The 13220-nt window shown below is 40.6% G+C and carries 15 protein-coding genes and 1 other annotated feature; all 15 genes read left to right on the top strand.

The window, feature by feature from the left end; translation table 11 throughout:
- Positions 1–6: 6 nt before the first annotated feature.
- Positions 7–1401, top strand: a complete 1395-nt coding sequence (locus tag ACO5V7_RS06985) for an oxaloacetate decarboxylase subunit alpha (protein ID WP_005607848.1) — start codon at positions 7–9, stop codon at positions 1399–1401.
- 109 nt (positions 1402–1510) lie between these two features.
- Entirely contained in the window at positions 1511–2071 is a 561-nt protein-coding gene (epsC, locus tag ACO5V7_RS06980; protein WP_485485595.1) for a serine O-acetyltransferase EpsC, read from the top strand.
- The gene (cysS, locus tag ACO5V7_RS06975) at positions 2068–3477 is read left to right on the top strand and encodes a cysteine--tRNA ligase (protein WP_485485594.1); all 1410 of its coding nucleotides are present in this window, start codon (positions 2068–2070) and stop codon (positions 3475–3477) included. The genes epsC and cysS overlap by 4 nt, the downstream gene beginning before the upstream one ends.
- Complete coding sequence (locus ACO5V7_RS06970) at positions 3474–3875, top strand: Mini-ribonuclease 3 (protein ID WP_298730205.1); 402 nt, start codon at positions 3474–3476, stop codon at positions 3873–3875. The genes cysS and ACO5V7_RS06970 overlap by 4 nt, the downstream gene beginning before the upstream one ends.
- A gap of 1 nt (position 3876) precedes the next feature.
- Positions 3877–4740 (top strand): 23S rRNA (guanosine(2251)-2'-O)-methyltransferase RlmB, encoded by an 864-nt coding sequence (gene rlmB, locus ACO5V7_RS06965; protein WP_485485593.1) that lies wholly within the window; start codon positions 3877–3879, stop codon positions 4738–4740.
- Between the two features lie 17 nt (positions 4741–4757).
- The gene (locus ACO5V7_RS06960; protein ID WP_485485592.1) at positions 4758–5294 is read left to right on the top strand and encodes an NYN domain-containing protein; all 537 of its coding nucleotides are present in this window, start codon (positions 4758–4760) and stop codon (positions 5292–5294) included.
- Between the two features lie 124 nt (positions 5295–5418).
- Positions 5419–6126, top strand: coding sequence for a winged helix-turn-helix domain-containing protein (locus tag ACO5V7_RS06955; RefSeq protein WP_485485610.1), 708 nt, complete (start codon positions 5419–5421; stop codon positions 6124–6126).
- 3 nt (positions 6127–6129) lie between these two features.
- Positions 6130–7539, top strand: a complete 1410-nt coding sequence (locus ACO5V7_RS06950; protein ID WP_485485591.1) for an ATP-binding protein — start codon at positions 6130–6132, stop codon at positions 7537–7539.
- Positions 7540–7566: 27 nt separating this feature from the next.
- Complete coding sequence (locus ACO5V7_RS06945; RefSeq protein ID WP_485485590.1) at positions 7567–8178, top strand: VanZ family protein; 612 nt, start codon at positions 7567–7569, stop codon at positions 8176–8178.
- Positions 8178–9371: a class I SAM-dependent rRNA methyltransferase gene (locus tag ACO5V7_RS06940; protein ID WP_485485589.1), complete on the top strand. Its 1194-nt coding sequence runs from the start codon at positions 8178–8180 to the stop codon at positions 9369–9371. The genes ACO5V7_RS06945 and ACO5V7_RS06940 overlap by 1 nt, the downstream gene beginning before the upstream one ends.
- 567 nt (positions 9372–9938) lie before the next feature.
- The gene (gene rplK / locus ACO5V7_RS06935; RefSeq protein ID WP_005607816.1) at positions 9939–10364 is read left to right on the top strand and encodes a 50S ribosomal protein L11; all 426 of its coding nucleotides are present in this window, start codon (positions 9939–9941) and stop codon (positions 10362–10364) included.
- A 101-nt stretch (positions 10365–10465) separates the two neighbouring features.
- Entirely contained in the window at positions 10466–11155 is a 690-nt protein-coding gene (gene rplA, locus ACO5V7_RS06930) for a 50S ribosomal protein L1 (RefSeq protein WP_485485588.1), read from the top strand.
- 85 nt (positions 11156–11240) lie between these two features.
- Positions 11241–11361 (top strand) — a sequence feature (ribosomal protein L10 leader region).
- 28 nt (positions 11362–11389) lie between these two features.
- Complete coding sequence (gene rplJ / locus ACO5V7_RS06925) at positions 11390–11893, top strand: 50S ribosomal protein L10 (protein ID WP_263090466.1); 504 nt, start codon at positions 11390–11392, stop codon at positions 11891–11893.
- Positions 11894–11967: 74 nt separating this feature from the next.
- Positions 11968–12336: a 50S ribosomal protein L7/L12 gene (gene rplL / locus ACO5V7_RS06920; protein ID WP_298650215.1), complete on the top strand. Its 369-nt coding sequence runs from the start codon at positions 11968–11970 to the stop codon at positions 12334–12336.
- 91 nt (positions 12337–12427) lie between these two features.
- A complete protein-coding gene (locus ACO5V7_RS06915) occupies positions 12428–13204 on the top strand; it encodes an alpha/beta hydrolase (protein WP_485485587.1) in 777 nt (258 codons plus the stop codon).
- The last annotated feature ends 16 nt before the right edge of the window (positions 13205–13220 follow it).

Below are 13220 nucleotides of genomic sequence, written 5' to 3'. Positions count from 1 at the left end.
GATATTATGAGCAAAATTATCCGTTTAACTGAAACGGTTTTGCGTGACGGACAACAAAGTCAAATCGCGACTCGTATGTCAACTGAAGATATGTTACCGATCTTGGAAACATTAGACCAAGCTGGCTTCCATGCGTTAGAAGTATGGGGAGGAGCAACTTTTGACTCTTGTATTCGTTTCTTGAATGAAGACCCATGGGAACGTCTACGTCAAATTCGCGCAGCAGTGAAAGATACAAAGTTGCAAATGTTATTACGTGGACAAAACCTATTAGGATACCGTAACTATGCTGATGATGTAGTTCGTTTATTCGTAGAAAAATCTGTACAAAACGGAATCGACATTATTCGTGTATTCGATGCTTTAAACGATGTTCGTAACATGAAGACATCCATCGAAGCAACAAAATTAGCAGGCGGACACTGCCAAACAGCAATCTCTTACACAACAAGTCCAGTTCACACGGTGGACTACTATGTTGATTTAGTAGGACGCATGGCAGAATTCGGTGCAGATTCAATCTGTATTAAAGACATGGCTGGGGTATTAACACCTCAAACAGGTTACGAATTAGTAAGCCGTATTAAAGAAAAAACTGATCTTCCTTTAGAAGTTCACACGCACGCTACAAGTGGTATTTCTGAAATGACTTACTTAAAAGTAGCTGAAGCGGGCGCAGATATTATCGATACTTGCTTATCATCATTCTCTGGTGGTACAAGTCAACCTGCAACTGAATCAATGGTCTTATCTTTAGAAGAATTAGGATTTAATACTGGCGTGGACATGAAGAAAGTAGAAGAAGCAACCGCTCACTTCAACGGCATTCGTGATAAATTCCGTGCAGAAGGCATTTTAAACCCTAAAGTAAAAGATACAGAACCAAAAACATTAATTTACCAAGTACCTGGTGGAATGTTATCAAACCTTTTAAGTCAATTAACAGAACAAGGCTTAGCGGACAAATACGACGAAGTATTAGCTGAAGTGCCTAAAGTTCGTGCAGACTTAGGATACCCACCACTTGTAACACCATTATCACAAATGGTTGGGACACAAGCGGTAATGAACGTGATTTCAGGCGAACGTTTCAAACTCGTTCCAAAAGAAATCAAAGACTACGTTTTAGGATTATATGGACAAGCTCCAGCAGAAATTAATCCTGAAGTGAAAGAAAAAATTATCGGCGATGCAGAAGTTGTGACCGTTCGTCCAGCTGACTTAATCGAAGATCAATTACCAGAAATTCGCGAAGAGATTAAAGAATACGCTAAATCTGACGAAGATGTGTTAATGTACGCACTCTTCCCACAACAAGCAAAAGACTTCTTAGGTCGCCGCGAAGATCCATTCTACGATGTACCATTACAAACAGTAGATGTGACTTTAGACTTACAATAATTTCTAGGAAAGCTGAAAAGCTAGGCCCTGTAGCCCTGCTTTTCAGCTTTTTGTGTGCTTTAAACTGTGCTATAATTGAGAAGAAAGTCAATGTAAAGGAAGTGAAGGAATGGGACGTTTTAAAGAAGACATGACAACGTATAAAAAGAATGATCCAGCTGCAAGAAGTAGCTTAGAAATCGTATTGACGTACCCAGGATATCACGCAACGGTCTTGCACCGTGTGGCACATTGGTTACATAAAAAGGTAAAAATGAAACTCCTTGCACGAATGGTTAGCGGCTTTAGTAGGTTCCTCACAGGAATTGAGATTCATCCAGGGGCTACGATTGGAAGACGGTTCTTTATCGACCATGGCATGGGCATCGTGATTGGAGAAACGTCCATTATCGGAGACGATGTGAAGATGTTCCATGCGGTAACTTTAGGTGGAACTGGGAAAGACACTGGTAAACGCCATCCGACGATTGAAAACGGCGTGCTTTTATCAGCTCATTCACAAGTCATTGGGCCTGTAACAGTTGGAGAATATGCGAAGATTGGAGCCGCAGCGGTGGTTCTAGAGGATATTCCACCACATACGACTGCAGTTGGATTGCCTGCACGAGTGGTTCGTGTACATACAATAGAAGAGATTGAAAGAGATACTACTATCGGAGGAAAATTATGATTCAAATCTACAATACTTTAACAAGACAAAAAGAAGCATTCAAACCGATTGAAGAAGGTAAAGTGAGCATGTATGTGTGCGGTCCAACGGTTTATAACTATATTCATATCGGGAATGCTCGTAGTACAGTTTCCTTTGATACGATTCGTCGTTACTTTGAATACCGTGGTTATGACGTGAATTTCGTTTCGAACTTTACAGATGTCGACGATAAAATCATTCGAGTGGCAAACGAAACAGGAATGACGGCTGAAGAAGTCTCAAAAAAATATATCGAAGCGTTCTTTGAAGATACAAACGCCCTAAATGTGAAGAAGGCGACTTTGAATCCAACGGTTATGAATACCATGGATGATATTATTGCCTTTGTAGCAGATTTAATCGATAAAGGGATGGCCTACGAATCAGAAGGCGACGTGTATTTCATCACTGAAAAATTCGAAGGCTACGGCAAGCTCAGCGACCAACGTATCGAAGACTTACAAATGGGGGCAAGTAATCGCACGGCTTCTGAAGATGATGCGAAGAAACGCAATCCATTAGACTTTGCGTTATGGAAGAGCGCGAAACCGAATGAAATTAGCTGGAACTCTCCATGGGGCAAGGGTCGTCCAGGATGGCATATCGAATGTTCTGTTATGGCGACAAAACACTTAGGGGATACCATCGATATTCATGGGGGTGGACAAGACTTAGCGTTCCCTCACCACGAAAACGAAATCGCGCAAAGTGAATCCAAAACAGGTAAGAAATTTGCGAACTACTGGATGCATAATGCGTTTGTGACGATGGGCGAAGAGAAGATGAGTAAATCTCTTGGAAACTTTGTGCTTGTTCACGACTTAATCCAACAACTCGACCCACAAGTGCTTCGTTTCTTCTTAGCGAGTGCGCACTACCGTCGTCCATTGAAATTTAGTGAAGCGGCTCTTCAAGAAGCAGCCGTGAACCTTGAAAAGGTACAAACGACCTTCAAAAATGCACGCTATCGCCTAGAAACAGCGGTAGATGCATTGCCAGAAGACGCAGAACGTCTAGCGAAATTCGAAGCGATTGAAGCAGATTTCCAAAAAGAAATGGATGATGACTTCAATGCAGCAAATGGGATGACTGTGTTGTATCAGTGGTTAAAAGAGTGGAATGTGTATTTAGAACAAGAAGTGGTTTCTAAAGCAGTACTGGAAGCACTTCTTGAAAAAGCAACGGTTTTATTTGGAATTTTTGGAATCGTGGAAAAACAAGAGGCACTGCTCGATGATGCTATTCAAGCGTTAATCGATGAACGTCTTGAAGCGCGTAAAGCAAAAAACTTTGCTCGCAGTGACGAGATTCGTGATTTACTAAAAGAACAAGGGATTGTATTAGAAGACACTCCACAAGGAACAAGATGGAGAAGAGAAGCATGACAGAAAAAAACTGGAAGCTGCTAAACGGTTTGGCACTCGCCTATATGGGGGACGGGATTTATGAAGTGTATGTCAGAAATCACGTGATGCAAAAAGGGTTAACAAAGCCAAATCAATTACATGCGACCGCAACAAAATTTGTTTCGGCAAAGGCACAAGCACGCTTGATGCAACAAATGTTGGAACAAGAAAACTTCTTAACGGAAGAAGAATTAGAAATATACAAACGAGGACGCAATAGTAAGAGTCATACGGTGGCTAAAAATGCCGATGTTGGAACTTATCGTATTGCGACTGGTTTTGAAGCATTAATGGGGTACTTATACTTATCTGGCCAACAAGCGAGATTGGAAGAACTCATCAACTGGTGCTTACAACAAGTGGAAGGTGAACAGTAACATGGCACGAAATGAATATGCACCAAAGAAAAAATCAAGAAACGGAAATCGTTCAGACCGCCTACAATCTAAGCGAGATGAAAGGAGACAATACCTTACTCGTGAACACGTAGAACGTACAGAAGTACAAGAAGTGGTGGACTTTGTGTTTGGACGCCATGCAGTGGTAGAAGCCTTGCAAACGCCGGACCGTGTCAACCGCGTCTTTATCCAAGAAGGAACTTCTGGTCGAGATGCCACAAAAGTCATTGAACTGGCACGTGAAAAAGGCATTCAAGTTCAAACCGTTCCAAAAACAAAGATTGAAGACCTTGTCGGAAATGCCGTTCACCAAGGACTCGTGGCTTCGATTGCGGCGTATGAATATGCTGACTTAGAAGACGTCTTTAAGAAGGCCGAAGAAAAAGGCGAAGATCCATTTATCGTCATTTTAGACGGAGTGGAAGATCCACATAACTTAGGAAGTATTTTACGAACAGCTGACGCAACAGGCGTTCACGGGATTATTATTCCAAAACGCCGTTCCGCTTCACTGACAGCGACCGTTGCCAAAGCTTCAACGGGTGCCATTGAGCATGTGCCGGTTGTTCGCGTGACGAATTTAACGCAAACGATTGAACAATTGAAGGCGCGTGGCATTTGGGTGTTTGGGACCGATATGAATGGAACGGACTACCGCAAATGGAATACAAGTGGTCCTCTTGCGATTGTGATGGGGAACGAAGGGAAAGGCGTCTCACGTATCGTGAAGGAAAGCGTGGACGAAATGGTGACGATTCCGATGGTGGGACATGTCCAAAGTCTGAACGCGAGTGTGGCGAGTGCCTTAATGATGTACGAAGTCTTCCGTAACCGTTCGTTATAGGAAATGGGGGCTGCACATTGAAAAAGCAACTCTATATTATCGATGGATACAATATGATTGGTGCTTGGCCGGAATTGGTGGCATTGAAGAAGCAAGACGACTTAGAGAGCGCGAGGGATTTACTCATTCAACGGTGCTCGAATTTTCAGAAATTTGAAAATATTGAAGTCTGGATTGTTTTCGATGCCCAATTTGTACCAGGGATCACCCAGTCGTTTGACCAAGCGCAAGTGAAAGTGATTTTTACTTCTGAAGGAGAAACCGCCGATAGCTATATTGAACGCACGGTTTCTGAAATGAACACGCGACTAATTCAAGTCTCCGTTGCGACTAGCGACTTGGCAGAGCAGTGGCTCATCTTTCAAAAAGGAGCGCTTCGAAAGTCCGCGCGTGATTTCTATAAGGAATTAGAGAGCAGTCGAGATAAGCAGATGGAACTCACTCGTCATTTCCATCAAAAAGGAAATGGCAGAAGAAATCCGTGGAGTGATGCACAGTTATCCTTATTAAATCACTTGCGATTCAGTTTGGGGTCCCAAAAAAAGAAGGAATAGTTCGTGGACAAAGGCTTCTTCATATTTTTTTCACATTTAGTCGTCTATGATTTCATATTAATAGTGTATAATTTGTGAAGAAACTTTTAATGAATAAGATTTACGTGAAAAGGGAGTATAAATGATGCATGTTTTAATGATTGAAGATACAGAAGCAGTTTGCGAAATGATGGGCATGTTTTTTGAAAATGAAGGATGGAAGGCAAGTTTCTATCATGATGGAAAAGAAGGCTTCGATGCTTTTATGGAAAACCAATCCAAATGGGGCATTGTGATTTTGGATGTAAACTTACCAAGCATGGATGGCATGCAAATTTGCCGTCAAATTCGTCACGTAAATCAGGCTGTTCCAATCGTGATGCTTACGGCGCGCGATTCAGAAAGTGACCAAGTCATCGGTCTTGAAATCGGAGCGGACGATTATGTGGCAAAACCATTTAGTGCCGTGACTATTATGGCGCGTATTAAAGCTCTTTTACGTCGTACACAAAGAGCATCAGCATCCGGTAGTGGGGTAATTTCAATGTTCGATGTAGAAACCGACCATGTCAAAATCAATACGAAAACTCATGAAGCGTTTATCGATGGGAAACAAATCGAAAACTTAACACCAAAAGAGTTTGACTTATTAATGGTGATGGCGAAACATCAACGCCAAGTATTCACCCGTGAACACCTATTAACAAAAATCTGGGAAGAGCCATTCTACGGAGATGAACGTACAGTAGATGCTCATATTAAGAAACTCCGCCAAAAGATTGAAGCTGTAGGACCACACGTGATTCATACAGTTTGGGGCGTAGGGTATAAATTTGATGATAGTGAGTTGTAATCAATGAAGTACTTTTATCAGCAACTATTGGGGTTCTTATCCGTTGTATTGATAACCATTGTTGCTTGTGGGATTCTTTTTTATAATGTAATGAGCAATAATATCTACACCCAAAGGTCGCAGCAATTGCAATCTTATGCCAAAGGGATTATTGATTCTGAGATGAGCTATACGGATATTCAAAAAATAGGAACGACTTTAAAAGAAGAAAATGTAACTATTGCGATTTTTGACGAAAAAAACAACATGACTTTTCCGTCGAAACATCCTGCTAGTGAAAATTCGTTAACGGAAGAGGAGTTAACTCACCTAAAAAATGGCTCTGCCATTAACTTAAAAGAGGTTCAAATGGATTTCACAGGAGATTCTGTAGAAAATTTATTGACCGTTTATTATCCGATTATTAAAGGAAAGCAATATAAAGGATATGTCGCATTAGCGAGTCCTCTCAGTCGTATCCAAACAGAGGTAAGAGAGCTCAGAAATTCGATGTTTATCGCGTTTAGTGCCGCAGGAATTATAGGGATATTGATGAGCTTTATTTTTGCAAACTATCAAAACAGACGCATTAATAAACTACGTCAAGCCACTAATAAAATTGCTGAAGGGGACTTTGATGTCCAACTGAAAGTCGATAGTCAAGATGAGTTTGACGAATTGATGCTAGACTTTAATAACATGGCGCGTTCCTTACGTGAAATGGAACAAGAAGTCGAGCGACAAGAAAATGTTCGTAGGCAATTTATGATGGACGTAGCTCATGAAATGAGAACACCCCTAACAACGATGAACGGCTTATTAGATGGCTTGAAATACAATATGGTTCCAGAATCTAGAAGAGGACGTTCGCTCGAACTCATTTCAAGTGAAACGCAACGATTGATTCGACTGGTTAATGAAAATCTGGACTATGAGAAAATTCGTTCGAACCAAATTGTACTGGTGCAACATCGTTTTGCAGGCCTTGGAGCTATCCGAGCGGTTGTGGAACAAATGCAAGCACTGACTAAAGTGAAAAATAATGAAATCTCTTATGAATGTGATTCTGAGTTCAGTGTATATGCGGATTATGACCGCTTTGTACAAATTTTGGTGAATATTACGAAAAATGCGAACCAATTTACCGATGATGGACAAATCGTGGTGAAAGCTTGGAACGATGGTAAAAAAGCTATTGTTGAAATTTCAGATACGGGAATTGGGATTGATAAGAGAGAAATTAATGAAATCTGGGAACGATTCTATAAAGCTGATGTCTCCAGAAAGAGCACGAAATATGGAGAAAGCGGACTAGGGCTGGCCATTGTCAAATCGCTAGTGGATAGTCACCGTGGTAAAATCTCTGTACGTAGTGAAATTGGTCAAGGAACCACATTTAGAGTGGTGTTCCCTGGAGAACCGGAATTATCATAGATTGAAAAACGAACAAGGAGGAAGACCATGTATTTATTAGGTCCATTCTATCGATGGATAGTAGAGATTTTTGCGGACCGAGTGAACCATCTTCCACTTGTTCGTTTGTTTATTTTTAGCTTAGACCACGCTATCGTCTTATTTATAGGATGGTTGATCGTTTGGTCTATTTCTTTATTATTTAGAAAAAGAAAACGAATTGTGTGGAAATGGGAACTCTATCGTAATTTATTTATCTTCTATTTAATCCTACTTTCGCAGGTGACGATTTTTAGAAACTTGGACGAATCTTTTGCTGTGAAAATTGTCGTCCATCCACTATCGGATATTATGTGGGTTCCGTTTGTGGATAGTATCAAACTCTTTATGCAAGGGTCTATATTTGCGGCGTATTATAATGTAGTAGGAAATATTGTCTGGTTTATGCCGCTAGGATTCTTCTGCGGGATGCTGTATGGAAGTAAAAAAGGAGAATCACGCGCGCTGAAATACGGGTTCTTGACCTCGTTTTTCATCGAGTTTGCACAGTTTATATTTTATACAGGAGTTAGCCATATTGATGACATTATTTGTAATGTACTTGGAAGTTGGCTAGGCTTCCTCTTGTATCGGATGGTTAAGAAGCGGAGGAAAAAATAATGACGGGAATGATTGTAGTAAAAAGCAAAGCGGCATCCAGCATCAAAAAAGGAAGCCCACTGATTAGTCAGATGGACCTTGCGCAAGAACTTCGCGCAGATGAAGGCGAAGTAGTAAAAGTTGTTGACCAACAACATCGATTCTTAGGAATGGCGTATGTCGGATTCCAAAATAAGGGAGTTGCGTGGGTATATAGCCGCGAGGAAGACGAAGCGTTGGATGATGCGTTCTTTAATGGCATCTTCAAAACCGCCTTCGAGAATCGCCATTCCCTCCTGCATTCTGAGGATACGACAGCATTTCGTCTCTTTAATGGGGAAGGCGATGGCTTTGGCGGAGTGACGATGGATTGGTATGACGGTTTTATCGTCGTATCATGGTACAGCGAAGGCGTGTATCATTTCCGTGACCAGATTTTAACGCAGGCGCTTGGGGCCTTTGAAGGTGTCAAAGGTGTCTACGAAAAGATTCGTTTTAAAAATGAAGCGTATTTACCAGAAAGTAGGTTTGTCGGTGGGACAGAATCGCCAGAACCACTGATTGTATTAGAAAATGGCGTGAAATACGCGACTTATATGAACGAAGGACTAATGACCGGTATCTTTTTGGACCAAAGAGAAGTCCGAGAAACAATTCGTCAGCGCTACAGTGCCGGCTGTACCGTGTTAAATACATTTAGTTATACGGGTGCTTTTTCTGTAGCCGCAGCGATGGGAGGAGCGACTAAAACAACGAGTGTGGATGTCGCAAATCGTAGCCTGGAGAAAACAAAAGAACAATTCGCAGTAAACGGTATTGACCCTGAGACACAACAAATCTACGTCATGGACGTTTTTGATTATTTCAAATACGCATTGAAGAAACAGTTGAAGTTTGATACGGTCGTCGTGGATCCGCCAAGCTTTGCACGTACGAAGAAGCGTACCTTCTCTGTAGCAAAAGACTATGGGAAACTAGTAGCGCAAATCACCCCATTAGTCGCACCAAAAGGAATACTCGTGTTATCTACAAATGCAGCGAATGTGAGTGAATCTCAATTCCAACAAATGATTGAACAGGGGATTCGTGAAGCAGACGGCAATCGTCGCTATCGTATTGTCTTGAAGAAAGGCTTACCAAGTGATTTTGCAGTTCCAGCGGCTACACCTCTAAGCGATTACCTCAAAGTTTTCTTTATTGAATTTAACAACTAGCACAACTGCCCGAAATTCACTTATAAGTGAATTTCGGGCAGTTTTCATAAGCACCTCACATTCTCTGCACAAACCCCGCCCTCATCGCATTTCCACAGCATGGGAGGCCGTTAGAGGCACCGACATGTCATTTTCATCTTTTGGCACAAATCCCATTGCACCGCGATTTCTAGCAGTTCACTTTTTTGCAAAAAAATCTCATTTTCTTACAAGCCTGAAGAACGTTGTGGTTCTATAGCAACAGTAATGGGGGATAGCAACCAATGTGAATTACTGACTCTAGGGTGAAACCTGTAGAGTCAGTTTGAAGCTTGGTAGGAATTGAGACGATAGGCTCAATCCGGTGCCCCATTACAGTAGCTATGAAGCAACCGCAACCGTTCGAAAAGGCTTGTAAGAAAAACGAAAGTTTTATTTACAAAAATAGTAGACTATAAATATTGCATTGCAAATTAAGTTTTGATATAATACCAAAGTGCATGAAAATGCACATGTCGGAACACCGTGGGAGGAGAAATCTTCATCTCCATTAAACCACGCACGAAACAATCAAGGAGGTAATGTCTCGTGGCTAAAAAAGTTGTAAAACTAGTTAAATTACAAATTCCTGCAGGTAAAGCAACTCCAGCTCCACCAGTAGGTCCGGCTTTAGGTCAAGCACAAGTGAACATCATGGGATTCTGTAAAGAATTCAATGCTCGTACAGCTGACCAAGCAGGTTTAATCATTCCGGTTGTGATTTCAGTTTATGAAGACCGTTCATTCGACTTCATCTGTAAAACACCACCAGCAGCAGTATTATTAAAGAAAGCTGCTAAAGTTGAAAAAGGTTCAGGCGAACCAAACAAGAAAAAAGTTGCTACTGTAACTCGTGATCAAGTTAGAGAAATTGCTGAATTAAAAGCACCTGACTTAAATGCAGCAGACGTAGAAGCTGCTATGCGCATGGTCGAAGGTACAGCCCGTTCAATGGGATTTGTAGTAGAAGGCTAAAAACAAATGCAGCTTCCAAAAGTCCCTAGCACGAGTGTTTCACTCATGGACTTTGTGGGAGGTAAAACCGTTAAAACCACACAATAGGAGGAAATTATACAATGGCAAAGAAAAGCAAAAAATATTTAGAAGCCGCTAAAAAAATCGATTCTTCTAAAGCTTACTCAGTTCAAGAAGCAATCGCATTAGCAAAAGAAACAGATTTCGCTAAATTTGATGCATCTGTAGAAGTTGCATACCGTTTAGGTTTAGATCCAAAGAAAGCTGACCAACAATTACGTGGAGCAGTTGTACTTCCAAACGGAACTGGTAAAACTCAACGCGTATTAGTATTCGCAAAAGGTGAAAAAGCTAAAGAAGCTGAAGCAGCTGGTGCAGACTACGTTGGTGACAGCGAATTAGCTCAAAAAATCCAAGGCGGATGGTTTGAGTTCGACGTTATCGTTGCAACACCTGACATGATGGGTGAAGTTGGTCGTTTAGGTCGTGTATTAGGACCTAAAGGCTTAATGCCAAACCCTAAAACAGGTACTGTTACAATGGACGTAACGAAAGCTGTTGAAGAAATCAAAGCTGGTAAAGTAACTTACCGTGTTGACAAAGCTGGTAACATCCACGTTCCAATCGGTAAAGTTTCATTCTCAGATGAAAAATTAGTAGAAAACTTCAAAACAATTCACGAAACATTATTACGTATCAAACCTGCTACAGTTAAAGGTCAATACGTACGTAACGTTGCTGTGACAACTACTTTCGGCCCTGGGGTTAAAGTAGACGTAGCTTCTCTATAATTTAAAAATGAATGAACCAGGCCAAGTGCTTGGTTCTTTTTTATTAGTGTTTTTTGTTGACAATGAAGAGTTAATCATGTAAACTAATAAAAGTTGAATGCGACCGAAGACAGTAGGGGGCGCTAGCCTTAATATCCTACCGAGGGAGAACAAGTTGATCTTATTTCTCTGTGTCTTTGTGGGCATAGAGATTTTTTTGTGCCCTACCTAAATTTCAGGAGGTGAAAAACGAAGATGAGTGAAGCAATCATTGCTAAAAAAGCACAACAAGTTGCAGAAGTTGCTGAACAGTTCAAAAACGCATCGTCAGTTGTTGTTGTTGACTATTTAGGGATTACTGTAGAACAAGCTACAAATCTACGTTCAGAATTACGTAACGCTGGAGTACAATTTGCCGTTGTTAAAAACAGCATTTTATCACGTGCAGCTAAAGAAGCTGGTTTAGAAGGAATGGATGACGTTTTCAAAGGACCATCAGCTGTAGCTTTCAGTAACGAAGATGTAGTAGCTCCTGCTAAAATCTTAGCTGACTTTGCTAAAAAAGTTGAAGCTTTAGAAATTAAAGCAGGTGTGGTTGAGGGTAAAGTTTCTTCAAAAGAAGAAATCGAAGCTCTTGCAAAACTACCAAGCCGCGAAGGGTTACTTTCAATGCTATTATCAGTATTACAAGCACCAGTTCGCAACACTGCATTGGCAATCAAAGCCGTTGCAGAACAAAAAGATGGCGCAGCAGCTTAATAAAGCAAGCTAGCTAACTTTAAAAATACAAAACAAAAATTATTAAAACAACCAAAAAATGGAGGAAAATAAAAATGGCATTAAACATTGAACAAATCATTGCTGACATTAAAGAAGCAACTGTATTAGAATTAAACGACTTAGTAAAAGCTATCGAAGAAGAATTTGGCGTAACAGCAGCAGCTCCTGTAGCTGTAGTAGCAGGTGGCGCTAGCGAAGCTGCAGAAGAAAAAACTGACTTCACTGTAGAATTAACTTCTGCTGGAGACCAAAAAATTAAAGTAATCAAAGTTGTTCGTGAAGCAACTGGATTAGGATTAAAAGAAGCTAAAGCATTAGTTGATGGCGCTCCTGGCGTATTAAAAGAAGGCGTAGCTAAAGAAGAAGCTGAAGCATTAAAAGCTCAATTAGAAGAAGTTGGCGCTTCAGTAACATTAAAATAATTTTTAATGACATGTTTAAAGGTCGGACTATTCAGTCCGACCTTTTTTGTGTAGAATAAAAGAGATTTGATGGTGGAAAGGGAGCTTTTTGATGAGATTTCATGAATTTGGAGATAATCATAATCCTCATATCATATTAATTCATGGTGGAGGGAATTCGTGGTGGAATTATTTGAGGCAAGCGCGTCTTCTGTCAGATAAATACCATGTGATTTTACCAGTTTTAGATGAACACGGAGAAGAGTTCCAAAAGGAGTATGTATCTACTGAACAATCTGCACAAGAGATTTTGGAGTATATAAAAGACCAATGCGATGGGCATGTATTTGCTTTAGGCGGAGTCTCTCTTGGTGGACAAATTGTCATAGAGTTACTTTCGTTAGATGCTCATATAGCTGACAAAGTAATTATTGACGGAAGTCTATGTATACCACAACCTAAACTAGCAAAAATGAGCATCGCCTTTGTAAAATGTTTTGGGAAGTTGATGTTCGGTAAGGCTGCATGTAAAATGCAATTAAAACTCATGAGAAAGATGTATCCTAAGATGGCGTATCCAGAAGAATTAGAAAGGTACTATTTGGAAGATATGCCACGATTGCCGATGAAGACATTAGTAACGATTTATAACACCTATATGGCCAGTTATCAATTGAAACCAGCGATTTCAGATAGTTCAGCAGAGGTTCTCTATATTTATGGAGAAAAGGAAATGAAATGCGTGAAGGAATCGGCAAAACTATTTCAGAAAATGCATTCCAATTGTATTTTATATGAAGCAAGGGGATATAATCACGGATATTTGTCCACTTATCTTCCATTGGAGTGGATGGGATTGGTAACGCCGTTCTTAGAAGGAACAATGTAATCAAAAAGGCATTGTA

Source organism: Granulicatella sp. (assembly GCF_057274575.1).
This window is presented reverse-complemented; position numbering and strand designations above follow the sequence as displayed.

Bases quoted from the DNA above. Each gene is read 5' to 3' on its own strand.
- ACO5V7_RS06985 (WP_005607848.1), top strand. From the start codon at position 7: ATGAGCAAAATTATCCGTTTAACTGAAACGGTTTTGCGTGACGGACAA.
- epsC (WP_485485595.1), top strand. From the start codon at position 1,511: ATGGGACGTTTTAAAGAAGACATGACAACGTATAAAAAGAATGATCCA.
- cysS (WP_485485594.1), top strand. From the start codon at position 2,068: ATGATTCAAATCTACAATACTTTAACAAGACAAAAAGAAGCATTCAAA.
- ACO5V7_RS06970 (WP_298730205.1), top strand. From the start codon at position 3,474: ATGACAGAAAAAAACTGGAAGCTGCTAAACGGTTTGGCACTCGCCTAT.
- rlmB (WP_485485593.1), top strand. From the start codon at position 3,877: ATGGCACGAAATGAATATGCACCAAAGAAAAAATCAAGAAACGGAAAT.
- ACO5V7_RS06955 (WP_485485610.1), top strand. From the start codon at position 5,419: ATGCATGTTTTAATGATTGAAGATACAGAAGCAGTTTGCGAAATGATG.
- ACO5V7_RS06950 (WP_485485591.1), top strand. From the start codon at position 6,130: ATGAAGTACTTTTATCAGCAACTATTGGGGTTCTTATCCGTTGTATTG.
- ACO5V7_RS06945 (WP_485485590.1), top strand. From the start codon at position 7,567: ATGTATTTATTAGGTCCATTCTATCGATGGATAGTAGAGATTTTTGCG.
- ACO5V7_RS06940 (WP_485485589.1), top strand. From the start codon at position 8,178: ATGACGGGAATGATTGTAGTAAAAAGCAAAGCGGCATCCAGCATCAAA.
- rplA (WP_485485588.1), top strand. From the start codon at position 10,466: ATGGCAAAGAAAAGCAAAAAATATTTAGAAGCCGCTAAAAAAATCGAT.
- rplJ (WP_263090466.1), top strand. From the start codon at position 11,390: ATGAGTGAAGCAATCATTGCTAAAAAAGCACAACAAGTTGCAGAAGTT.
- rplL (WP_298650215.1), top strand. From the start codon at position 11,968: ATGGCATTAAACATTGAACAAATCATTGCTGACATTAAAGAAGCAACT.
- ACO5V7_RS06915 (WP_485485587.1), top strand. From the start codon at position 12,428: ATGAGATTTCATGAATTTGGAGATAATCATAATCCTCATATCATATTA.